16 protein-coding genes are annotated in these 23,523 nt (G+C 69.5%); 4 read left to right on the forward strand and 12 right to left on the reverse strand.

Features of this window, described 5'->3' with window-relative positions; genetic code table 11:
• Positions 1 to 32: 32 nt before the first annotated feature.
• From PUR26_RS18715 to PUR26_RS18760, 10 genes are all read right to left on the reverse strand, one after another.
• Positions 33 to 815 carry a calcium-binding protein gene (locus tag PUR26_RS18715; RefSeq protein ID WP_329873545.1) on the reverse strand — a complete coding sequence of 261 codons (783 nt, stop codon included), beginning with the start codon at positions 813 to 815 and terminating at the stop codon, positions 33 to 35.
• Between the two features lie 537 nt (positions 816 to 1,352).
• A complete protein-coding gene (locus PUR26_RS18720) occupies positions 1,353 to 1,874 on the reverse strand; it encodes an RICIN domain-containing protein (RefSeq protein ID WP_329873546.1) in 522 nt (173 codons plus the stop codon).
• Between the two features lie 93 nt (positions 1,875 to 1,967).
• Positions 1,968 to 2,735, reverse strand: a complete 768-nt coding sequence (locus PUR26_RS18725) for an HAD family hydrolase (protein WP_329873547.1) — start codon at positions 2,733 to 2,735, stop codon at positions 1,968 to 1,970.
• Complete coding sequence (locus PUR26_RS18730; RefSeq protein WP_329873548.1) at positions 2,732 to 3,991, reverse strand: MFS transporter; 1,260 nt, start codon at positions 3,989 to 3,991, stop codon at positions 2,732 to 2,734. The genes PUR26_RS18725 and PUR26_RS18730 overlap by 4 nt, the downstream gene beginning before the upstream one ends.
• A 14-nt stretch (positions 3,992 to 4,005) precedes the next feature.
• Positions 4,006 to 5,040: a zinc-dependent alcohol dehydrogenase gene (locus tag PUR26_RS18735; RefSeq protein WP_329873549.1), complete on the reverse strand. Its 1,035-nt coding sequence runs from the start codon at positions 5,038 to 5,040 to the stop codon at positions 4,006 to 4,008.
• Positions 5,041 to 5,054: 14 nt separating this feature from the next.
• Entirely contained in the window at positions 5,055 to 6,302 is a 1,248-nt protein-coding gene (locus PUR26_RS18740; RefSeq protein WP_329873550.1) for an aminotransferase class III-fold pyridoxal phosphate-dependent enzyme, read from the reverse strand.
• Positions 6,299 to 7,447, reverse strand: coding sequence for a glycosyltransferase family 2 protein (locus PUR26_RS18745; protein WP_329873551.1), 1,149 nt, complete (start codon positions 7,445 to 7,447; stop codon positions 6,299 to 6,301). The genes PUR26_RS18740 and PUR26_RS18745 overlap by 4 nt, the downstream gene beginning before the upstream one ends.
• 648 nt (positions 7,448 to 8,095) lie before the next feature.
• Entirely contained in the window at positions 8,096 to 9,109 is a 1,014-nt protein-coding gene (locus PUR26_RS18750; protein WP_329873552.1) for a metallophosphoesterase family protein, read from the reverse strand.
• 180 nt (positions 9,110 to 9,289) lie between these two features.
• Positions 9,290 to 10,507, reverse strand: coding sequence for a HAMP domain-containing sensor histidine kinase (locus PUR26_RS18755; RefSeq protein WP_329873553.1), 1,218 nt, complete (start codon positions 10,505 to 10,507; stop codon positions 9,290 to 9,292).
• Between the two features lie 5 nt (positions 10,508 to 10,512).
• Complete coding sequence (locus tag PUR26_RS18760; protein WP_329873554.1) at positions 10,513 to 10,986, reverse strand: hypothetical protein; 474 nt, start codon at positions 10,984 to 10,986, stop codon at positions 10,513 to 10,515.
• A gap of 706 nt (positions 10,987 to 11,692) precedes the next feature.
• Here PUR26_RS18760 and PUR26_RS18765 point away from each other — a divergent pair.
• The 3 genes from PUR26_RS18765 to PUR26_RS18775 all read left to right on the forward strand — a co-directional run bounded on the left by PUR26_RS18765 (position 11,693) and on the right by PUR26_RS18775 (position 17,814).
• Positions 11,693 to 13,174 carry a serine/threonine-protein kinase gene (locus PUR26_RS18765; RefSeq protein WP_329873555.1) on the forward strand — a complete coding sequence of 494 codons (1,482 nt, stop codon included), beginning with the start codon at positions 11,693 to 11,695 and terminating at the stop codon, positions 13,172 to 13,174.
• A gap of 267 nt (positions 13,175 to 13,441) precedes the next feature.
• Positions 13,442 to 15,709, forward strand: a complete 2,268-nt coding sequence (locus PUR26_RS18770) for a M4 family metallopeptidase (RefSeq protein ID WP_329873556.1) — start codon at positions 13,442 to 13,444, stop codon at positions 15,707 to 15,709.
• A gap of 353 nt (positions 15,710 to 16,062) precedes the next feature.
• Positions 16,063 to 17,814 (forward strand): glycoside hydrolase family 35 protein, encoded by a 1,752-nt coding sequence (locus PUR26_RS18775; protein ID WP_329873557.1) that lies wholly within the window; start codon positions 16,063 to 16,065, stop codon positions 17,812 to 17,814.
• A 92-nt stretch (positions 17,815 to 17,906) separates the two neighbouring features.
• Here PUR26_RS18775 and PUR26_RS18780 read toward each other — a convergent pair whose 3' ends face one another.
• Together PUR26_RS18780 and PUR26_RS18785 are read right to left on the reverse strand one after the other, a co-directional pair.
• A complete protein-coding gene (locus tag PUR26_RS18780; protein WP_329873558.1) occupies positions 17,907 to 20,333 on the reverse strand; it encodes an RICIN domain-containing protein in 2,427 nt (808 codons plus the stop codon).
• A gap of 134 nt (positions 20,334 to 20,467) precedes the next feature.
• Positions 20,468 to 21,892 carry an RICIN domain-containing protein gene (locus PUR26_RS18785; RefSeq protein WP_329873559.1) on the reverse strand — a complete coding sequence of 475 codons (1,425 nt, stop codon included), beginning with the start codon at positions 21,890 to 21,892 and terminating at the stop codon, positions 20,468 to 20,470.
• A gap of 613 nt (positions 21,893 to 22,505) precedes the next feature.
• Here PUR26_RS18785 and PUR26_RS18790 point away from each other — a divergent pair.
• The gene (locus PUR26_RS18790; protein ID WP_329873560.1) at positions 22,506 to 23,489 is read left to right on the forward strand and encodes a LacI family DNA-binding transcriptional regulator; all 984 of its coding nucleotides are present in this window, start codon (positions 22,506 to 22,508) and stop codon (positions 23,487 to 23,489) included.
• The last annotated feature ends 34 nt before the right edge of the window (positions 23,490 to 23,523 follow it).

Genomic DNA, 23,523 nt, shown 5'->3' on the forward strand with positions numbered 1-23,523 from the left:
GCACTGGCACTGGGGGCCGATCTCCGCGCCGGTCACGGGCATTCCGTGACGCTGTCGCCCAGGTCGGCCGGGCAGGTGTCGGTCTGGGTGCCTCCCTGGACGTAATCGTTGCCGCTGATCTCGTCGACGGCATCGAGGCTGTCCCGCCCCGCGCCGCCCTCCACGAAGTCGTTGCCCGTGCCGGCGACCACCTGGTCATTGCCGTTGCCGCCGCTCACCACGTCGTTCCCGGCGCCGGCGTCGATGATGTCGGAGCCGTTACGGCCCTCGATCGAGTCGTTCCCCGAGCCGCCGAAGATCCGGTCCCGGCCGCTGGAGCCGGTGAGTGTGTCGTTGCCGCCTCCGCCGGAGAGGAAGTCGGCGCCTTCGTCGCCTTCCAGGGTGTCGTTGGCGCTGCCGCCGTGGAGGCTGTCGTCCCCCGCGCCGCCGATGAGGGTCACCCCCGGACCGGCGAGGGAGGACGTGACATTGTCGGACTGGTCGCCTGCGTTGACCACGAATTCGGTGAGGCTGCCGGCACCCGGACAGACGGCCTCGGTGGTGCTGACCGAGGTGCACCCGCCGAAGGCGGTGACGGTGTCGCCGGTGTCCCTCACCCGGATCGTGTCGCCAACCTGCCAAACGGAGATGGTGTTGCCCAGGCCCACAGCGGCGGTGACGGTGACTGAGGTGCCGGTCCTGCTCACCAGCGTGCCCGCCGCCGGGCTGCCGGATAGCTGAGTGCCGGGCGCCGCGACCGCCGGGCCGGTGAGGCCCAGCGTGAGGCCGAGCACCGTTGTCACGAGAGCGATGGTGCGATGTAACGCCTTGGCCATGATCTGCCTCCTGGAAAGCGTTCTGGGACATCGGGCGGCTCGAGATGGCCGCGTGAATCAGTGGTGACATGGATGCAGCGCCTTCACCCGCATGCCGCGGAAAGGGACGCATCCCAGGGGCGTTGGGGATTCCGCCGGGCCATTTCATCGCTTCCCGCGGGCTGATGTGAGTCCGCGGGAAATGGCTCTTACGGTGTGGTCGCTCCTGAGTATGATGCGGGTCGCACGACAATGGCGGATGACTCACAACGGAGACGGGGCGCGCATAGGCGGAAACGCTGCCCGATACCGAATGGTGCCTGGCGTCCGTGGGCTGCCGGATCAGAGTATGCCGTGCGGAGTCCTTGCGGAGGAGATGCTTTAACGCCATGTGCGGAGAGAATTTCCGCAAGGCTCGAACATATGGTGCGATCTGTGCCGACAGCGGGATTTCCACTGATCGGGCACTTAAGGGATGGTGGAAACGTAAAGGGTGGCGGCCGAATTTCGGTGGGCCACGCGTGCCGGACACCAGGGTCCGGCACGCGGGTGTGAGGGTCAGAGGAGGGTGAGGGTGAGGGTGGCGGAGTAGTTGCCGACGGGGGCAGATGCCAGGGTGGCTCCGTTCTTGCCGACGGTGCCGGGGCTGCCTGCATTGCAGTTGCTGGGGCTGTCGGGCTTGGCGGTGCCGGGCGGGTCCGTCGGGTCGGTCGGGTCGGTCGGCCTGGTGGTGGTGCCGATCTTCCATGCCTGGCCGGCCGCGCCGTTGCACTCCGACCGGACGAGCTTGGCGCCGGCCGTGGTGGACCCGCCCTGAATGTCCAGGCACTTGTTGCTGTGCTTGGCGATGTTGGAGCGGTACACCGAGACATAGCGGAACTTGTTGTCCTCGCCCCGCTCCTCGCCGGACCAGTAGTGGTCGCCGGCCTTGGTCGCACCGCCACCGTGGGCCTGCACCCCCGCCCCCGTGGCATCGGGGAACTGGCTGCCGGAGGCGGTGGTGCCGGGCGCGGCCTGCGCTGCCGGTGCTCCGGCGATGACAGAGAGGAGCGGACTCAGGCCGATGAGGATGGATCCCATACCTCCCCGGTCAGTCGGCTCAGGTCGGCCGACGCCTCGCCGGGGGCCGTGGCGGCAGCCATGAACTGATCGCTCTTCGCCGCCGAGACCATCTCAAGTGTCGCGCCGTCGACGGCCCAACGGGCCCCGGCCGGGCCGCGTGCCGTCAAGTCGAACGGCAAGGCGGTGATACGCACTGGTCGCATGGGCCTTCCTCTTCTCGAAGGAGAGCGACAACAGGTCGTCCAGGTCGCACAGGGCCAGCGAATCGAGCCGGAGGTCGGCAGCGCCGAAGTCGTGCGACCGGGACAGGGCGTGCGGCACCGCCACGCAGAACGCGCCGGCCGCTCTCGCGGCCCGCACTCCCCGGTTCGAGTCCTCGAATGCCACGATGTCCGTCGGGTCGACCCCGAGCCGACGGGCCGCCAGCAGGTACAGGTCCGGCGCGGGCTTCACCTGCGGGACATCCTCCGCGGTGACGATCACGGTGAAGGATCCGAGCAGTCCGAAGGCGTCGAGGTGGGGAACCACGGAAGCGGAGCGGGAGCTCGACGCGATGGCGAGCGGCAGGCCGCGCCGCTCCGCCTCTGCCACCAGCCGCCGGGCCCCCGGCAGCGGCGCCTCGTACGCCATCCAGGCCCGGAACAGGGCCTCTCCCCGGACTTCCAGCTCGGCCGCACTGGTGGTTCCGCACCGGGCGGCCAGATCCTCGAAAGGGTCGAAGTCATGGAGCGTGCCGCCGATGGAAGCGACATAGAGGTCGTGCGGCAGCTCCTGGGAGAGCGACTGGTAGAGCCGTCTGAGCACCGCCAGCCACAGCACTTCGGTATCGGCGACGAGGCCGTCGAAGTCCAACACCAGAGCTCGCGTCTGCTCGCTCATGGGGTCGCCACCAGGTCCGGCCCGTTCCGCTGCGGGACGAGCCGGACGTCTGCCTGAAACGTGGCGCGCCTGCCGAAGGCGCAGAGCGCGGCCATCGCGTAGAGCGTCGCGATCGCCGCGAACAGCAGCAGCGGCCGGGCCTCGAACAGCACCGCGGACAGGTATCCCGTCGGGATGGACACCACCGCGGTGAACGTCTGCACGGCCGCGAAGAACGTGGCCCGCTCCGACGTGTGCACGCAGCTCACCACGAGGGCGTCGCGGTACGACTCCACCAGGAACGGGCCTCCCGAGGTGAGCACGGCGCACAGGAACAGCAGGGCGAGGTTCCCCGGACCGAGGGCGAGGAACAACAGCCAGCCCGTGGAGCTGGCGACGAGTGACCACCGCGCCATGGTGTGCGCCGAGACCCGCCCGGACGCCCACGGCATGACGACCGCGTAGGACAGCAGCGCGACGACCGCACCGACGGCCGGAACCCCGCCCACCGCCAGAGCGCTGTACTCCAGGCTCTTCATGAGATACACGGCCAGGAAGACGTTGAGCTGGAAGGCGACGAAGCTCAGCATGTACATCAGGACCAGACGGCGCAGCGCGGTGTGCCGACCGGCGGCCCACAGCAGCTTGCCACTGTCGATCACGCTCCGCAGCAGGGGGGTGCCGACGTGGCGCTCCATCGCTGCGACGCCCGCCTGTGTCTCGACCGTGTACCAGTGGCGCAGACAGTTGTGGAGCAGCATGGCGAGCCCGCCGACGAAGAAGAGCACGCGCAGGCTGGGCACCGTGCCGTACCTGTCCATGGCGAACCCGACGAACGGCACGAGCAGGCCCGCGAACATGATCACCAGTTTGATGGCGGCGAAGATGCGCGGCCTGTGCTCTTCCGGACTGTCCTCTGTCGCCAGCAGCCAGAACGACACGTTGACGATCTTGGACGAGGCGTTGAGAAGGTATCCCAGGAGGAAGAAAGAGAAGTTGTCGCTGAAGGCCCATACGAACATCGGGACGACCCAGGAGGTGACGTCGAACCAGAACGTGGCACGACGTCTGCCCATTCTGTCGGTGACCGCGCCCGCCACCAGCTGGAACAGGAAGGCGACATAGAGGTTGGCCGAGAGGATCCCGCCTATGGCCACCGTGCTGAGGCCGACGCTCTCCATGTACAGGGTCGCGTAGTAGAGCGCGGCGGTGCCGAAGACGGCCCAGAACGGCTCCGTGTAGATGCAGTACCGGGCGTTGCGGTGAAGGTGCGTCATGAAGCCCTGCCGCCTCATGAGCGGATCACCGCCTTGACGGATTTGACCTCGACCTTCTGTCCGGTTTCCAGGTCGACTCCCATGGTCGCCTCGAAGGCGTCGCGGAAGTCCGCCATGTCGACTTCCGTGGTGACCATCCGCGCGAGCTCCGGAAGACGCGCGGCGAGGTTGATGGCCGGACCGATGGCGTCGTGCAGCGGGACGGCCGCCACGATGCTCAGCCCGTCGTCGATGAGCCTGGTGGGCGCTATCTCGACGTGGTAGGTGTCGTCGTAGCCCATCGGTACCACCCGGCCGCCCTTGGCGACGGCCTCCATGGCCGCGGCCAGCTGGTTGCCGACGGCGTCGATCACCACGTCGAACTTTCTGCCGTCGGTGAGCTCCGCGATCGCCTCGGCGGTGAGCTCGTCGGGGTGCAGGGCGTGGTGGGCGACGCCGGCGGCGAACTCGCGGCGGAAGGCGTTGGGTTCCGTTGCCACGGTGAGCCGGCCCAACCGCCGCGTGACGCTCTGGCAGAGCAGGCCGATCGCTCCTGAGCCGATGACCAGGACCGACTCGTGCGGCTGCAGCCCCGACTTGAGGACGCCGTTCAGTGAGCAGCCCAACGGCTCGATCAGACTGGCGACCTGCCAGCTCATCCCCTCGGGGATCGGGTACAGGTACTGTGCGGTCCCCACGTAGTACTCGGCGAACGTGCCCGCGAGGGTGAAACCCACCTGGTGGTCGTCAAAATTGAAGCAGTAGCAGTAGGCGCCCAGCCGACAGTTTCGGCAGGTGCCGCAGGACTGCGTGGGGTTGACGATGACGCGGTCGCCGACCCTGAGGTGGGTCACGGCGTCACCGACCTCCACCACCGTGCCCACACCCTCGTGGCCGAGCACGGTGCCGCTTCCGGCCACGTCGAGCTTGCCCGCGAGGATCTTGTGGTCGGTGCCGCAGATGCCGGTCATGGCTATCCGCACCTTCACGTCGTCGGGTCTCCGCAGACCGGGCTCCTCGACGTCGACGAGGTCCATCCGGCCCGTTCCCGCATAGACGAGAGCTCGCATCTCCCGGCCTCCGTTCAGTTGTGGTGTCGGTAGCTGGTCAGGGCGGCGTCGATCGCGCGTTCGATCTCGTCGAGCTGCGCCGGTGTGTGCCGGTCGGAGAAGACGAAGTAGCCCTTGGTGAAAATGCGCCGCTCCGTGAGCACGTCCAGCAGGTGCGCGCGGAACGGATCCGTCCAGAAGTCGGGAGCGCCGGACGTGCCCAGGGAGAAGCTCGAGTGGTCGCCCCGGACCTCGATCCGGCCGCCCAGGCCGAGGATGGTCACCCGGGCACGCAGGGCGTCCAGCATGTCGACGGTCCGCGTGCGCCATGACGGCCATGCGGGCACCGCGTCCATCAGGTCCTCGCACGCCAGTGCGGCGGCGAGAGCCAGCGACTCGCTGGAGTGGGCATTGCTCATACGGACGTCCTCGGCACGCATCACCAGGCGGCGGTCGCCCAGGAGAGCCGCCAGCGGCAGCCCGTTCGCCATTCCCTTGGAGACACACAGCAGGTCCGGCCAGATGCCGACTTCGCCGCAGGTCGCGCGTCTGCCCATGCGTATACCGGAAGTGACCTCGTCGAAGATCACGACCGTGCCCATGGAGCGCGCCTCGTCCACCACGGCGCCGAGGCGATCGGCGGACCAGCGATTCGGACACACCACCACCGCGGCGACCTCTCCCGGGTGCTCGCGCAGCAGTGCGAAAAGGCGCTCGGAGTCGTCGGGCGGGGTGGTCAGTGTCAATGCGGCCACGGCTTGCGGGATACCCAGGGTCGTGGGGTGGGCGGAGTAGTGCGACGGTGCGGCCCAGTCGTGCCACCCGTGGTATTCGGTCGCCACGACGCGATCACGCCCGGTGGCCGCGCGGGCGATCCGTACCGCGCCGCTCACCACATCGGCACCGCTCTTGGCGAACTTGACCGCTTCGTAGCGGCCGAACCGGGACAGGAGCCGTTCGGCCAGTTCCAGTTCCAGGGGGTCCGCGACCGAGAACGCGGTGCCCCGCTCCAGTACCGCACGTACCGCTTCCCGCACCTCGGGCCGGGCGTGCCCCCAGGTCGCCGTGCCCATCGCCATCTCGCAGTCCAGCCAGGTGCGACCGTCGAGGTCGGTGAACTCGGCGTCCTTCGCGTGTACGGCCGCGATGGCGCCCCGTCCCGGCAGCAGTCGGTGAGGTGCCTTGGCCAGGGTGCTGCACGCGGCCGGGACCACGTCGCGTGCCTTGTCGAGCCAGGTGAGGCTGGAAGTCCGGTCCGGGGTGGTCGTTCGCTCGTTCGTCACCGGACCTTGCCTCCCGGCCAGCAGCCGGCGAAAAGGTCCTCAAGGCCCGTCCTGTTCCCGTGCAGGTCGATGACGACATCCTCCGACCGGGTCTGCAGGCGCTGGGCGAGCCACATCCGGTTGTCCAGCAGCCGGACGAAGTTCTCGACAAGGATCAGCAAGGGCCGCGGCTCGGTGAGGAGTGCGGTCGGCAGCACATGGGGGAGCAGGATGGGCTGTGTCCCGTCCACCTTCGTCGAGTAGTCGAGCACGTCATGCCGGTCGAGGGACGTGGCATCGGCAAGCGCCTGCCAGACACCGGCGGCATCGGTACGCGTCTCGGCGAGATCCAGGGGAACGAACCGGCCGAGGTCGGCCGTACCGCTCAGCGCGTCGAGGATCCGCGACGTCATGTCGTTCTCGACGTGCTTGCCCCAGGTCTTCCAGAACCGCGCCAGGTTGCTCTTGCGGTTGCCCGCCCGGTGCACGCCGTTGCGCTGCTCCCAGTGGTACGAGGTGACCCTCGGGTCGATCACCGTGCGGTAGCCGAGCAGCCTCGCCCGCATCTGGTAGTCGAAGTCCTCGTACCCGTTGAAGTACCGTTCGTCCAGCAGGCCGACGTCGTCCCTGACCTGCCGGGTCATCGCGAACAGCGCGAAGGCGGCGGCCTGCACCGTGTACGGCGTGCCGGGTAAGTCGTCCGGCCGGCCGTTGAGATACAGATGCCGGCCAAGAGTCTCGCCGAACGTGATGCCGCTGTGTTGCACACCACCCGTGTGCGGGTACAGCAGGACTCCGGCGGTCATCCCGGCCCTCGGATGGTCGCGCAGGGTCCGCAGCATCCCGGACTGCCAGCCGGACGTCAGGATCAGGTCGGAGTCGACGAAGAAGACATGGTCGCCCTCCGCGAGGGAGAGCCCCTGGTTGAGGGCTTGCCCGCAACCGCGGGGATTCGTGTTGTGCACGGTCTCCACCGTGAAGGCGCCGGCCCGCTCGGCCTTCACCGCGCGGGCCGACTCCTCGATGAGTTCACCCGCTTCCGGCCCCGAGCCGTCATTGATCAGGATGAGCTGGGTGTCCGGCTCCACGGTCTGCTCCAGCGATTCAAGGAACAGCGAGAGAACGGCGGGTGATTGGTAGATCGGCACGATGACGCTGCTACGCATGTAGACCCCCCAGATGTACGGAACGAACTCCGGAGCGAATCCAGAGTGTCGAAGTGTGCGAGTCGGGTCAGAATCGAAAGGGCAATACAGGCAAACCGGGGAAAGGTGAGGAGAGAATCCCCAGGACTCAACGTGATCGGACAAAATCAATCATCGATTGCAGAAGGATCAACCGCGTTGAGGTTCATGTCAAGCGGCTCCCGAACCGCCTGCCCCGTCGACCCGACGACTCGACCTGCGGAGATCCGGGCACGCGTCAGGATCACGCGGTACCGCTTCGGTCGAATATCGTCTCGATCCCATGGGTTCGGCAGGTCCGGATGGCGCAATTCGCCCCTCCGGCGCGATGGCCGGCCCCCGGACCTACGGTGCGGCCGGCCGCGCGGAGACTCCGACGCGGCCCTCCGCGCCTGCCCGCCGCCTCGCGACTCCCGGATCGGCGTGCCCGCGTCCGGCCTTCGTGTCGCGGCCCGGCAACTGTTCGCTGCCGGGCCGCGACCCATGACCGGCGTAGTGGTGGGGTCACCAGGACCGTTGACCCCGGCGACGCGGGCGACCTGCCGGCGGGTCGGTGCCGCGGGGACGGACAAGCTTCGGGCCTGTCCGTGACGACCTCACGTCGGCGGGGCCCGTGCGGGTGGGATGGGGTCAGATCCTGGCGGCCAGGGGGACGGAAACCTGCTTCAGCCACTGTCCGGCCGCGAAGTCGCGGGCTTTGATGACGACGCGGTCGCGGTGCACCTCGACCTGGAGTCCTTGGTTGAAGGTGCCGGGGACCGTCGTCTCACCCCCTTGCCCGTTGTCGGTGAAACCGGTCTGAACGGCTCCGGTGTTCACCACCGAGAACCCGTCGAGGTTCGCCGAACCCGGCACGACCCGGCGCACGTACCAGTCGGACAGCGCCAGGTTCCAGTGCGTGTGCCCGCTGAAGAGGAACACGTCCCGATGCCGGCCGAGCAGGCCGAGGAGTGCGTCGGCCTGGAGGTAGTCGCTCATGTAGAGCTTGTTCCGCGTGCCCGAGACCGTGTCGGGCAGAGGATGGTGACTGATCACCATGACCGGTTTGCGGCGCCGTGACCAGTACCGCAACCGCTCCTCCAGCCACCGCAACTGCCCCTCGCTCAGCCACACCTCGTCCCACAGCTGGGGATCGTGGTAATGCATGTAGCGCTCGGTGCCGATGGTGAGGACGGGTATGCCGCCGAACGTCGTCTCCGCGTACACCGCGCCGCGCCCCGCGAACCGGTAGAAGCTGCGGAACAGGGAGTCCTCCGTGGTGCCGTTGGGCCAGGTGGACAGGGCCAGGGTCCGGGGGTCGGCGTACTTGGGGACGTAGAACTCGTGGTTGCCGATGGCCCAGGCGACCTTGCGCGGCTTCGGGCCGCGCTCCAGGACCTTTCGCACCGCCGCGTACTCGAAGTCGTAACCGCGAGGGGTGATGTCACCGGCGACGGCGAGTCCCGCGCTGTGGGGGGCGGTGACGCCGATGTCCCTCAGGGCGACGGCCAGGTCGCCCAGATCCCCCTGGATGTCGCTGATGACGTTGAACGTGCTCAAGGGCGCGGCGCCTCGGCCCGGCGTCCGTGCGTCGGCGGACATGGAGGTGGAGGCTCCAAGAGCGACGGCGCCGGCCGTCGCGGTGATCAGGGCTCTGCGTTTCACGGTCGGGTCCTTTTCGCTTGCTGCGGACCTGGCTGACGGCCCGCACTGTGGGCTAGACCCGTTATGTTTACGCAACCAAGGCGGCCGGTGGGTGAACGCTGCCCAACGGTTGGCGTGCCCTGAGGGGGCACGGCGGCGCGGCCCGCTCCGGGGAGGTGGCGAGCCGAGGCGGTCGGCACGTCAGTGGTCGGAGACCGGACGGTCGGGCACGAGGTCCAGGGTGGCGCGGGCGCCCCCGGCGGGCAGGTTGTCGAAACTGACGTCGGCGCCCAGGACGCGCGCCTGCCCGAGGGCGATGGTGAGCCCGAGGCCGATGCCCACGCCGCGCCGGCGGGCAGTCGTCTGGAAGCGGCGGGGGCCGTGGGCGAGGACTTCCTCGGGGAAGCCGGGCCCGTGATCGCTCACTCGGATCACGGTTCCGTCGACTTCCATGCGTACCGGAGGTTCGCCGTGCCGGTGGGCGTTGGCGACCAGGTTGACCAGGATCCGCTCCACGCGTCGGGGATCGGTCTCCACGACTTCGTCGACCCGGACCAGGACCTCGGTCGTTCCCCCGGCCAGCGCCGACGCACGTCCGGCCAGCTGACCCAGGGACACCGGTTCCCGCGTGGCCTGCTCGACTCCGGGAACGTCCAGTCGTGCGACTTCCAGGACGTCCTCGACCAGGCGCCGCAAGGTGGTGACCCCCGCGTGGACGAGCTCGGTCGGCCGTCCCGCCGGCAGGAGCCCTACGGCTGTCACCAGCCCGGCCACCGGAGTGCGGAGTTCGTGGGCGATGTCGGCGGTGACACGCCGTTCCGCCTCCAGCCGGGCGCCGAGCGCGTCGGCCATGGTGTTGATGGCGTTGCCGAGCTGACCGATCTCGTCCTTGCCGCCGGCCTTCACGCGGGCATGGGTGTCCCCGTCCGCTATCCGCCGGGCGACACGTGCGGAAGCGGTGATCCGGCGGCCCGTGGCGACCGCCGTCACGATCCCCACCAGGGATCCGAGTGCGGTGACGACGGCACCGGAGCCCAGCAGCACGTAGTCCAGATCGTTGAGCGAACGCTCCTGGGGTGCGAAGGAGGTCTTCACGGCGAGGATCGTCTCGTCACTGCGCGCGGCAGCCCACATCACGGGTCCTCCCGCACCGGAGGCTTGCAGGAAGGTGGCACGCACCGGTTTCGCCAGGACCGTCGACCGCAGTTCGGACGGCAGGTCCGGTGGGTCGATCAGGGCCCCGCCGTCGACACCGGACGCGTAGTCCTCCACAGCGCCGACGAGTTTGCGGTCCGCCGCCTCGGCGGCGCTCTCGATCTGGTGCGCCTGCACGCGCTGGTGCACCAGGAGGGCGAACAGCGCGGCGATGGCGGCCGCTGTGCCTGCGACGAGAAGGGCCGCCTTGAGGGGGAGTCCCATCGTCATCACCGCTCGAAGCCGCGGCCGGATCCGCGGACGGTCACGACGCGCTCCCGGCCGGTCCTGCGGCGCGGGCGCCGCACGTGCGCGTCGACCGCGGCGACCTCAGGAATGCGCCGCCGGATCCGAGTCGGCCAGGCGAGGCCGTCGGCGGCGACGCGCACCTCGTATCCATGGCGTCCGAGGGAGAGTGGTGTGACCCGCACCTCCCCGAGCCACGGGTGTCCCAGTTGCACATCGTGCAGGTTCTCCGCGCTGTCCTGCCGGACATCGGGGGCTCGTACGGAGGCGCGTGTGTAGTACCCCACGTTCTCCAGCCGTTCCAGACGGGTCAGTTCGACGGTTGCCGGATAGCCCTGCCCGCAGTCGGGGACGCACCACATCCCGGTCAGCCGTCCCGTGGCGACGGCCGTCTCCCCGCCCCACGAAGCCCAGCGCAGTTGCCTGAGCGTGGAATGCTCGGTGATGGGCAGGGTCACCGGTCGGCTGAGCGGAAGACCAGTCCCCGCGTCGGAGACGTACGCCGGGCCCCGGATCGCGGTGGTGCTCGGTGCCGGGCCTCTGACCTGGGGTTCCTGATCGCCCTGGCACCCGGTCGTGCTCAGCGTCGTGAGTATCAGCAGGCATGTGGCCATCGCTGCCGCGGAGTTGCCCATGGCCAGCCTTTCGCATCACCAAACGGTGGTCAGGGGGCTTGCAGCCCGAAAACCCTCGGCATCGTACGCACCGTCGACACCGGCCGATCCCAGGGGTGAGGGGAGAGGGGGTTCCTCCGCCGACGGGCGGTAAGTCCGAGAGTTTGACGAGACCTTCGGCGCGTGTCAAGGCAGTCGCCGCAGTGCCGGTGGGGCGGAACTTCCGCAGGCCGGCGGGCCTTTGCGTCCGCCCGTCTCGGCTGGGAGCGCTCCCTCGGCAGGCGCCGTCGCGGAATCCCCGGCACCGGTGCGCAGGGGAGTGACACGTTCCGCGTGCGTCGACCCGGCCGGTGGCACACCTTTCGTGTGACTGGGGTCCGCGCGGGCCGCGAGGGCGCGACACGTCCGTCGCACCGTGGGGAACCCAGGCCGGCTGAGCAGAAAGTGCCGGCCCCGCGGTCGGTGACTCTTTGTCAGGCATTGGCCAACGAATTTCCTGTGGTTAGAGTGCCTCCCCTGACTGTTCGTGCTGAAGCGGGGGACTTTGACGGTGTCTGATCAGGGGCGGCTTGTGGCCGGCCGGTACCGGCTGGTGGAGCGAGTCGGCCGAGGCGGTATGGGTACCGTCTGGCGCGCCGAGGACGAACTCCTGGGACGCCAGGTCGCGGTGAAGAAGCTTCATGTACCGGACCACTCCTCTCCCGACGCGGTCCGCACGCTGTACGAACGCACGCGCCGTGAGGCGCGCAGCGCGGCCCGGATCAGCCATCCCCATGTGATCGTCGTCCACGATGTGGTCGAAGACGAGGGTCTCCCGTGCATCGTGATGGAATACGTCCCCTCCGTCACACTCGACGACGCCGTCAAGCAACGTGGCGCACTCCCCGCGGACGAGGTCGCCCGGATCGGCCTGGCCCTGACCGCCGCGCTGCGCGCCGCTCACGACATCGGGGTCCTGCACCGCGACATCAAGCCCGCCAACGTGCTGCTCGGGAAGGACGGCCGGATCGTCCTCACCGACTTCGGGATCGCCATGGAGAGCGGTACGGAGACCCTGACCAGGACCGGTGAGCTGGTCGGGTCCATCGCCTTCCTCGCTCCCGAACGCCTGCGCGGCCTCGAAGCCGGGCCCGCCAGCGACCTCTGGTCCCTCGGAGTGACGCTGTACCGGGCGGTCGAGGGTCGCCAGCCGTTCGAGTGCGGCATCCCGATCGAGACGGCCTACGCCATCGTGAGCGACCCTCACGAGCCGCCGAACGACGCCGGCGCGCTCACGCCCGTCATCGAAGGGCTGCTGGTCAAGGAGCCCGAGGGGCGCCTGGACCTGCCCGAGACCGAGCACCTGCTGCGCGGGTCGGTCACAGCGGGAACCGCCGTCCTCGATGCGGCCGTGCTGCCTTCCCGCGCGGAACGCCCCGCTCGTCGCGGGCGCGCCACCGGCCGTGGACGTCCTGCGGCGCTGTGGTGCGGGGTGGCGGTCGTGGCGGCGTCCTGCGTGGCCGGCGCCGCATTGCTGTGGTTCCCCCTGTCGTTCGGCGATCCGGACGACTCCCGTGGGGAAAGCGCGAGCGCCGCTTCCGCTCCGTCCCTGCCCGAGGGGTACAGGCTGGAGAAGCAGTACGGCGGCCTTTCCGTACCGGTGCCCGTCGGCTGGGCCCGCAGCCAGCTGGACGGTGGGGAGGTCGCGTACGTGGACCCGTCCGGACGCGTGGGGCTGAGGGTCAACGTGGCCGAGTTCGCGGGCTCCGAGGCGCTGGAGCACTGGCGTACCACGGAGGAGGAGCAGACGCGCCGCGACAATCCCGGCTACGAGCGCGTGCGGATGACGTCCACCACGGTCCGTGGACGGCCGGGCGGGTACTGGGAGTTCACCTTCGACGGCAAGGCGCGCGAGTTCCGGGCGGTCGAGGTGGCGCTCGCGGACGACGACGGCACCTGGTACGTCGTGTACCTCTCCGCTCCCGACGAGGAATGGAGCCGGTATCGGCCCGTCTTCGACACCGCCGTCGACGGCCTCCGCCTTCCCGCCTGAGCCGCGTTCGGGTCTCCCCGGAGGGCGCGGCGACCGGGGACGGCTGAACACCGGAGGAACGCGGTTTTACATCGATGAAACCAATTGTTCGCGTGAACATGTCAGTCTGTGGGCGTCCCGGTGTCGGACGCGTGCAGTCGACGCACCTCCCCGTCACGGGATTCGTCGCTTCGCTCTGCTCCACCGACGCCGTTCGGACCATGTACCCGCGTCCGTCCGGCAGGCGATGGCCGGGGCTCGTCCCCGGCTTCCTCATGAGGAGTCACGTTGAGACGCTTACCCCGCACGGCGGCCGCCGCCGGCTCGCTTCTGGCGAGCATCGCGATAGCCGCCGTGCTGCCCGCGGAGACTGCCGGGGCCGATCCGGCCTCCCCTTCCACCCCGCCCAGAGGCGCCGCACCCCGGGCCGGCGCGCTGCCGGACGCGCTGAGCGCGACCGAGCACGCCGCACTGCTGGCCGACGCACGAAGGTCATCAGCCGTACGATCGAGGGAGCTTGGCCTCGGCAGCCAGGAAGCCCTGGTCCCCAGAGCGATTCTGAAGGACGCCGACGGAACGCTCCACACCCGCTACGACCGCACGTACGCCGGGCTGCCCGTGCTCGGGGGAGACCTGGTCCTCCACACGGCCCCGAACGGAGGATCCCCAGGCGTCGAGAAGGCAACCCGGATCTCCCTCCCCACGACCGACGCCGCCAAGAGCGCCGACTCGGCCAAGACCCTCGCGGTGGGACGCGCTCAGGCCGATGGCGTGGCGGCCCCCAGGCCGGATGTCGTGCGCAAGGTCATCTGGGCGGCGTCGAACCGGCCCGTCCTGGCTTGGGAAACCGTCGTGGGCGGTGTCCAGCGGGACCGCACCCCGTCCGAGCTGCATGTGATCACCGACGCGCGAACCGGATCCGAGCTGTTCACGTACCAGGCCGTCGACAATGGCGTCGGCCACAGCCACTACAGCGGTCAGGTGGACATCGGCACCGCCAAGGCCGGGGACGGGTTCGCGATGACCGACGCCACACGCGGCGGCCACAGCACCTACGACGTGGCACACACCACGAGCCTCAAAGCCGCCGGTACGCTCCTCACGGGCGACCGGGACACCTGGGGCGACGGATCTCCCGCCCATGGGCAGACCGCCGCGGTCGACGTGCACTACGGCACGCAGGTGACCTGGGACTACTACCAGAAGGTGCACGGCCGGAGCGGCATCCGCGACAACGGTGTCGCCCACCGCAGCCGGGTGCACTTCGACAACGACTACACCAACGCGTTCTGGTTGGAGTCCTGCTACTGCGCGTTCTACGGCGACGGCAAGGACAACCTCAAGCCGCTCACCCAGATCGACGTCGTGGCGCACGAGATGACCCACGGCGTCACCGCCGCCACCGCAAACCTGCGCTACGGACGCGAGTCCGGCGCCCTGAACGAGGCCACGTCCGACATCATGTCGGCCGCCGTCGAATTCTGGGCCGGCAACCCCTCGGACCCGGGGGACTACCTGGTCGCCGAGAAGGCGGACGTCTGGGGCGACGGCAGCCCCGGCCGGTACATGGACAAGCCGTCCAAGGACGGCTACGCCGTCGACCACTGGTACCCCGGAGTGGGCAGCCTGGACGAGCACGACTCGTCCGGCATCGGCAACCACTGGTTCTATCTGGCGTCGGAGGGCAGCGGCCGGAAGACGGTCAACGGAGTCGACTACGACTCCCCGACCTACGACGGCCGACCGGTCACCCCCGTAGGGCGTGAAGCCGCCGCGCGCATCTGGTACCGCGCGCTGACGGTCTACATGAACTCCGCCACGGACTACGCCGGTGCCCGCACCGCCACCCTCAGGGCGGCGGCCGATCTGTACGGGCTGGGCAGCGGCACCTATCTCGACGCGGCGGCCGCGTGGGCCGCCGTCAACGTCGGTACCCGCATCGAGGGAGTCGTGCTCACCGGCCCGGGCGACCAGAGTTCGGTCCTCGGCAAGCCCGTCGGTCTCCAGGTGCGGGCGGCGAGCACCAACGCCGGGCCTCTCGTCCATACGGCGGCCGGCCTGCCCGCCGGCCTGTCGATCGACCGGTCCACGGGTCTGATCTCCGGAACCCCGACGGCCGAGGCCACGAACCAGGTCACGGTCAAGGTCACCGATGCCGCCGGCGCCATGGCCGAAACCCGGCTCACCTGGCGCGTTCGGGGCTTCGCCGGTGTCTTCGAGAACACCGCACGTGTGCCGATCCCGGACTACGGCGCAGCGGTCCACTCCGGCCTGGTCGTGTCCGGCGTCCCCGGCAACGCCCCGGCCGACCTGCGGGTCGGCGTCGACATCAAGCACCCTTACGGCGGGGACCTGACCATCGACCTCATGGCCCCGGACGGCACGGAGTACCCGCTGAAGCCCTATGCGGGAACCGGGGACAAGGAACCCTACGTGCCTACCGCGTACACGGTGAACGCCGCCTCGGAGGTCGCGAACGGTGAGTGGCGACTCAAGGTGCAGGACCTGTCCTCCGACGACCTCGGCCACATCGACGCCTTCCGGCTGACGTTCTGAGGTCCTGAAGCCCTGGCGGCCCGAGGGCCTGGGAGCCCTGAGAACCTGCCGTCCTGGTTGGTGCCGGCCCGGTGTTCTGCCGGCCTGAGGCGCCGCCGAGACCGTCGACCGGGGCGACCCCGCGCGACGACGCATCCCACCGCCCGGCGGAGCGGCGGGATGCGTCGTCGCGTCTGCCGCGCGTTCGGCTGTCCGTCCACCCGTGGGGGGAGGGGAGGGCGCGCCGCGGGCCGAGGGCTTGCCAACCGGTCGTGTTTACGTAAACATCTCGACCTGTGATACGTCGCCGTTCCTGGGCCGACGTGCCGCACGCCCGACCGGGCTCTCCACTTCAACCACGGGAGCACCTGCACATGCCCCTTCTGCACATCGACGACGACGGGTTCCTCCTCGACGGGAAGCCCTTCAGGCTGATCTCGGGCGGTCTGCACTACTTCCGTGTGCACCCGGACCAGTGGGCCGACCGCCTGCGCAAGGCCCGCCTCATGGGCCTGAACACCGTGGAGACCTATGTTCCCTGGAACCTCCACCAGCCACGCCCCGGCGGGTTGTGCATGGACGGCGGAATCGACCTGCCGGCCTTCCTCGACCTCGCGGCGGACGAAGGACTGCACGTACTGCTGCGACCCGGCCCCTACATCTGCGCCGAGTGGGAAGGCGGCGGTCTGCCCTCCTGGCTCCTGACCGACCCGGATATCCGGCTGCGTTCCCAGGACCCCCGCTACCTGGCAGCGGTGGACCGGTACTTCGAACGCCTTCTGCCCCCGCTGCTGCCCTACCTGGCGACGCGTGGCGGGCCGGTGCTGGCCGTGCAGGTGGAGAACGAGTTCGGCGCCTACAGCGACGACACGGCGCACCTGGAGCACCTTGCGGCAACCCTGCGCCGGTGCGGTGTCGACGTGCCGTTGTTCACCTGCGACCAGCCGGCCGACCTGGAGCGCGGTGCTCTTCCCGGTACGCTCGCCACGGCCAACTTCGGCAGCCGCACCGTGCCGAACCTCGCCGCCCTGCGCGCCCACCAGCCGTCCGGGCCCCTGATGTGCACGGAGTTCTGGATCGGCTGGTTCGACCGCTGGGGTGCTCATCACGTGGTCCGCGACGCCGCCCAGGCGGCCCAGGAGCTGGACGAGGTCCTGGCGGCCGGCGCCTCCGTCAACTTCTACATGTTCCACGGCGGGACGAACTTCGGCTTCACCAACGGTGCCAACGACAAGCACACCTACCGACCCACCGTCACCTCCTACGACTACGACGCACCCCTCGACGAGGCCGGTGACCCCACGGAGAAATTCACCGCCTTCCGGGACGTCATCGCCAAGTACGCCCCTGTCCCCGCCGAGCCCGTACCCGCCCGTGCCGAGAAGCTGGCGCCGGCAGCCGTCACCCTGGCGGAGAGCGTGTCCCTCCTCGCTGCGGCTTCCGGGCTCGGCGACGCCGTCCGCGCTCCAGGGCCGCTGACGATGGAGCAGCTCGGACAGGACTTCGGGTTCGTCCTGTACGAGACCGTCCTGCCGGCCGCGGGACCCGTTCTGCTGGAGGTGGAGCAGGTCCGCGACCGCGCCCAGGTCTTCGTCGACGGCCGGCCCGTCGGGGTCCTGGAACGGGAGAACCACGAGCGGGCCCTCGCGCTGGCCGTGCCGCGCGTGGGCGCCAAGCTCAGCCTGCTGGTGGAGAACCAGGGAAGGGTCAACTACGGCCCGGGCATCCACGATCGCAAGGGCCTGGTCGGCGACGTCCGGATCGACGGCGCCCCCCTCACCGGATGGACCTCGCGGCCCCTTCCGCTGACCGACCTGAAGAACATCCCGTTCGCTCCGACCACCGCCCCACCTGTCGGTCCCGCCTTGCACCGGGGCACCTTCACCCTCACCGAGACGGCCGACACCTTCCTCCACCTCGACGGCTGGGGCAAGGGCAACGCCTGGATCAACGGCTTCCACCTCGGCCGCTACTGGTCCCGGGGCCCCCAGCACTCGCTCTACGTCCCCGGGCCGGTCCTGCGCCCCGGAGTCAACGAGATCACCGTGCTGGAACTGCACGCCGCTCCCCACGCCCGCACCGTGGACCTCAAGGACACGGCCGACCTCGGCCCCACGGAGGAGTGACGATCGGCTTCCCTCCCCCTGGTCGGTCGCACGCCGGGGGGAGGGACGCGGCCGGTGACGGGCCGAAGGGGCCCGCCACCGGCCGCCGTGCCTCACGCTGTCCTGAGCTGCTGGTTGGTTCCTCCGTTGCAGGTGTACTGGGTGACGAGTGCGCCGTCCGCGGTGGAGGCGCCGGTCACGTCGAGACACTTGCCGCTGTGCCGGGCCACCAGGTTGACGTAACCCTGACCGGTGGTCCGCACGGACCATTCCTGGTTTCGGCCTCCGTTGCAGGTGTACTGGGTGACGAGTGCGCCGTCGGCGGTGGCGGCCCCGGCCACATCGAGACACTTGCCGCTGTGCCGGGCCATGATCTGGACGTGACCGCCGGCGGTGGCGCGCAGGGACCACTGCTGGTTGGTGCCGCCGTTGCAGGCGTGCTGGGTGACGGCCGTGCCGTCGGCGGTGGAGGCGCCGGTCACGTCGAGACACTTGCCGCTGTGCCGGACGGGCAGGGGCTTCCACGGGTCGGTCGTGATCGTGCGGAACGTCCAGGACTGGTTGCCTCCCGTCGTGGGCCGGTGGACACCGACCGGAGCACCGTCGGCGGTGGAGGCTCCGGTGACATCCAGGAGGTCACCGGTCGCGCGGCTGATCACCGTGTGGTGTCCGTCTCCGGTGGTCGACAGCATCCACCGCTGCTGTGTGGAGGCCCCATGGGTGGCCAAGGCCAGCCCGCCGCGGGTGTTGCTCAGGACCTTGCCGCTCCTGACGTTCTTCAGGCGGTACGAGGCGGTGGTGCTCCAGTCGGCAGGCGACGTCCTGGCGAGGACCCACTGCTGCGCGCTGTCGGCGGGGTCGGGGGCGCGCTGGACGAGGACGCCCTTCCCGCCGGTGGTGTCGACGGCGAGCGCCATGCCGCTGTGATCATTGACCAGCTGCTGGGGAGTACCGGATCCGGCGGTCGCCGCGGCGGCGTTCACGCCGGAGACCCCCGGCAGGACGAGGGTGGTGACCGAGCCCGGGGCGAGGGTCACGGTGAGCCTCTTGCCCGTGGCGGTGACGTTCGCCTCCCGCCGGAGGTTCTTGCCGGCGTCCGTGGTGTAGCGCTGGACGGGCGCCGGGGAGACGTTCTGGAAGCCGCTGAGGTCCAGGGTCACCGTCCGGGGCGACCCCGTGGGATTGGTGTGCACCACGACCGCGCCCCGGCCGCCCGGCCTCACGGCGGCCAGGGTGTCGGTGTCATCGGAGTTGATGATCCGGTCCCCTGGCCGGATGAACCTGCTGTACTGGGCCATCACCCAGTACTTCTTGTTCTTTCGCAGTGGCTCCTTCGCGGCGTCGGCCGGGGTGAAGTCGGTCTGGATCAGCCCCCAGTTGGAGTTCTCGTGGGCCGGAGTCATGTTCTCGTAGTCCTCCACGGCCTGCCACAGCACCCAGGCCCGCGGTTCCAGCTCCCTGATGTCGTCGGTGATGCGATCGGCCAGGTCGAGGGCGGGGCTCATGTCGGTGAAGCTCTGCGGGACCGTGCCGCCGAGATCCACCTCCGACATCCACAGCGGGGTGCCCGCGCCCTTGGCGATATCACGTGCGCCGGTGCGCCCGCCCGTTCCGTACGTGTGGGTGTTGAGCTTGCCGATCATGGACCTGACCGGAGAGCTGTACGCCTCCCAGTTGGTACGGAACTTCTCCGGGTTCGTCTCGTCCATCGTCGCGATGGGCGTGCCCAGCCCTCGGGAGTCCAGCTCGGCGCGGAGAGCGGCGATCATGCGGGCCTGCGATCCCGTGGCCCAGTGGGAGCCTTCCTGGCGCCCGCCGGCACGCCAGAAGTCGGTGTCCGGCTCGTTGACCGGGGACAGGGAGTCGAAGGTGACGCCGGTGGAGTTCTGGACCCGTCTCAGGGCGCCGGAGAGATAGTCGGCGAACCGCTCGTACTGGTCGGAGCGGAGATTGTCCTCCCCGCCGTTCACCGCGCCGGACACCAGACCGCTGTTGGTCATGAAGTAGGGCGGCGAGTTCGAGAACGCCTCGAAGGTGTCCGCGCCACGGGCCTTGGCCGCCTTGAGCCACCAGCGCTGGTTGGCGTCGGCGCCAGGGTTCCAGTGGCTCGGGTTCGCCGGGTTCCACCACCCGGGCGACTCCGCGCCGGGGCGGTTCCAGTGACCGGGAACGGCCCCCCCGGTCCGCAAATACGGCTTGGTCTCCGGGCTGTCGCCTCCGCCGATGTTGTAGCGGGCAATGGTGAAACCCAGCCCCTTGGAGCCGTAGAGGGCGTCGGCGAGCCGGTTGCGCTGGGCGTCCGGCCAGCCGCCGGTCACGTTGGCGAACCAGGCCAGGGAGGTGCCCCAGCCCTCGAACGGCTGATGCTGGTAGTCGGGCAGCAGGCGGACGGTGACGTGCGGCGCCGCTTCCGTGTCCGCCGCGGCGGGGGGTGAATCGAGCCCGCCGGTGACGAGCGCGGCGACGGCGGTGACCGACACGCCGAGGGCGGTGCGCCTTCGGCGTCGCCGGCTGCAGGGGCTCTTCCAGGTGAATCGCATGGGGTTCTCCATCTGGGGTGCGGACGGGAGAGTGCGGTGGGGCACACCGCCGCCGAAGCGGATCCGGCAACGGACATGCCGGACACACGTCCCCGCCCGGATGGGCGGGGACGTGTGCCGTGCGACCGCCGTCGTCAGGCGGTGGTGCGCTGCCAGTGCTGGTTGTGGCCTCCGTTGCAGGCCCACTGCTGCAGCGCGGCCCCGTCCGCGGTCGACTGGTTCACCACGTCGAGGCACTTGCCGCTGTGACGGGCGGCGATCTGTGTGTAGCCGAGGGTTCCGGCCGATCCGATCTTCCACTGCTGCGACGGCCGGCCGTCGCAGACGTTCTGGACCGCGGGTGCGCCGTCCTCGGTGGACGCGCCACTCACGTCCAGGCACTTGCCGCTGTGCCTGGCCATGATCTGGACGTGACCCGCGCCCAGCTCCTTGATCTGGAAGTGCTGGTTGATTCCGACGCCGCAGCCCCACTGGACCAGCTGCGCAGCGTCTGCCGTGGCGAAGTCGGCCACATCGACGCATTTGCCGCTGTTCCGCGCCACCAGCGCCTCCCAGCGGACGTTGCTGCCGCTCACTGTCCCGGCGGCGGTGTCGACCGTTATCTCGGGGGAGTACTCCATCGTCATGGTGGTGCGGGTGGGGAACCGCAGGGGCAGCCACACATACTGCGAGTCGTTGACCGTCCCGCCCATGGAATTGCCCCATCGGTCGCCCATGTACAGGTAACTGGTGCCGTTTGTCCCCTGGACGGGCAGTACGTAGGTGGTCTGGCTGCGGTAGGCGGTGGAGTCGCCGACGTCCTGGAGGCCGCTCCACTCCCCGGTGATGCTCGTGGCCGTGGCGTACTTCTGCTGGTTCGGGCTCCAGCCGGTGGAGCCGGAGGTGAGCAGGAAGTAGACGCCGTCCCGCTTGAACATCGCCGGGGCCTCACGCCAGTTGCCCGGCCACAGTTTCTGCACCTGGGACTCCACGGCGGTGTAGTCGGAGGTCAGGCGGTAGACGTGCAGGTCGGCGTTCTCGTTGGCCGCCGAGATCATGTAGCCGCTGCCGTCGGTGTCGACGAAGGTGGTGATGTCACGGGACATGTGCCCGAGGGGCCGGAAGCTGCCGCCCCAGGTGTAGTCCCCGTCCACCGTGCTCGACGTGGCCACGGCGGCCCTGGCCTCGCCGTAGTCACCGCCGTTCTCCTTGTGCATCCACATGACGAACTTGCCGGTGTCCTTGTTGTGGACGACCTTGGGACGCTCGATGTTGGCGTACTGCAGCTCGGGGTCGGTGGCCTGGGTCAGTACGTGGTTGCGGAATTCCCAGGTCCTGAGGTCGGTGGACCGGTAGGCGGACACATAACGGAAGGTGTTGTCGGCGTTCCGGTTCTCACCGAACCAGTAGTAGTACTCGTCCACCTTGATGACTCCGCCGCCGTGGGCGTGCACGTCCGCGCCGGTGGTGTCGGTGAACCGCGTGGCGTTGGGCAAGGTCAACGGGGCCGCGTGAGCGGTGCCGGCGGTACCGAGGAGGGTGAGGAGCAGACCGGAGAGAACGGCGAACAGTGCCGGCACCCTCCTCCTTGCGTATGACATGACAACCTCTTATGGCTCGTGTGGGGGTGGGTGGGGGGGGTGGGGGCGGCCCGTGCCGCCCGTGCGGGGGAGGCGACCCGGGACAGGGGCGCGTGTACACGGGTGCGGCACGCGGGCGGGGTGGTCGGCCGTGCCGCCACGACGATGCGGACGGCGAGTGGTGACGGTCGCGTATCGGAAGACGGCCCGGCGCGGGCCGGTCGGGGGGCGGCGGCTCATGCGGATGGGACGCTCGGGCCACCCCGCCGCGTGGGCGGGAGGGGGTGTCCGTCGCGTTACGACGACGTATCTCCTCGTTGTGTTTGCGTTAACACTCCTCGGTTGAGGAGAGTGTTGAAGCGGCGTCGGACTCTGTCAAGCAAACTGACGAGTAGGCTTGCGATTGGCGTGGATCGGTCGCGCAGGGCAGCAGGCCGGATTGTCCGCCCTTGTCTGGTTCGCTCCACTTGATCAGTGGATGGTAAGCGCTAACATTCCCAAGGAATGCGTCCCCATTCCGCTTGGAACGTCCCGGCACGGAGGTCCGGTTCACATGCCGCGCGAAAACGGAGCAAGATCACCTCGTTCGCGTCCGCCACGGCAGTCCCCCTCCATGGCCGATGTCGCCGCGATGGCGGGCGTCTCGTCGCAGACCGTCTCCCGGGTCGCGAACAACCGGGAGAATGTTGACGCCACCACGCGCGAGCGGGTGCTGGCCGCCATGAAGATGCTCGGCTACCGGCCCAACACGGCGGCACGTGCGCTGGTCACCGGAAGATTCGGCACGCTCGGGGTCATCAGCTTCGACATCAGCGCCCACGGCAACGCGCGGACCTTCGCCGCCATCTCCGAAGCCGCGCGTGAGGCCGATTTCTTCGTGAACTTCATGGGAGCGCGCGCACAGACCGAAGCCGCCGTGCGTCAGGCGTTCCAGCAGTTGATGGTCCAGTCGGTGGACGGCATCGTCCTGATCGAATCGCAGATTCTGGACACGCCCGATCTGCGCCTGCCGACCGGTGTCCCCGTGGTCTTCGCCGACGGGGACACCGGCCACCGCTACGCCAACGTGGACATCGACCAGGCCGAGGGGACGCGCAGCGCCGTCGAGCACCTGATGGGGCTCGGTCATCGGACGGTGTGGCACGTCGCCGGCCCCCGCGACTCCTACGCGGCGCGGCGCAGGGCCGAGGCCTGGCACCGCACACTCAGGGACGGCGGGGCCGCCGTCCCACCCCTGCTGTACGGGGACTGGTCCGCGGCCTCGGGATACCGTGCCGGACGTGAGCTCGCCGCCCGTCCCGAGGTGACGGCGGTCTTCGCAGCCAACGACCAGATGGCGCTCGGTGTTCTGCGCGCTCTGCACGAGGCGGGGCGGCGCGTGCCCGGCGACGTCAGCGTGACCGGATTCGACGACATTCCCGAAGCCGAGTACTTCACGACCCCGTTGACCACGGTGCGCCAGGACTTCGACGCGGTCGGCAGGCACTGCGTCGCCCTGTTGATCGACCAGATCAGCGGCGCGGCGGACACCGTGCGTCAGAAGTCGGTGGCGCCGGTGCTGGTGGTGCGCGAAAGTACGGCGCCCCCAGCGGGTTGAGCCATCCGGCCGGGACGGGGCCCGCGGATGCCCG

It is taken from the genome of Streptomyces sp. SP18CS02 (assembly GCF_036322365.1).
Taxonomy (GTDB): Bacteria; Actinomycetota; Actinomycetes; order Streptomycetales; family Streptomycetaceae; genus Streptomyces.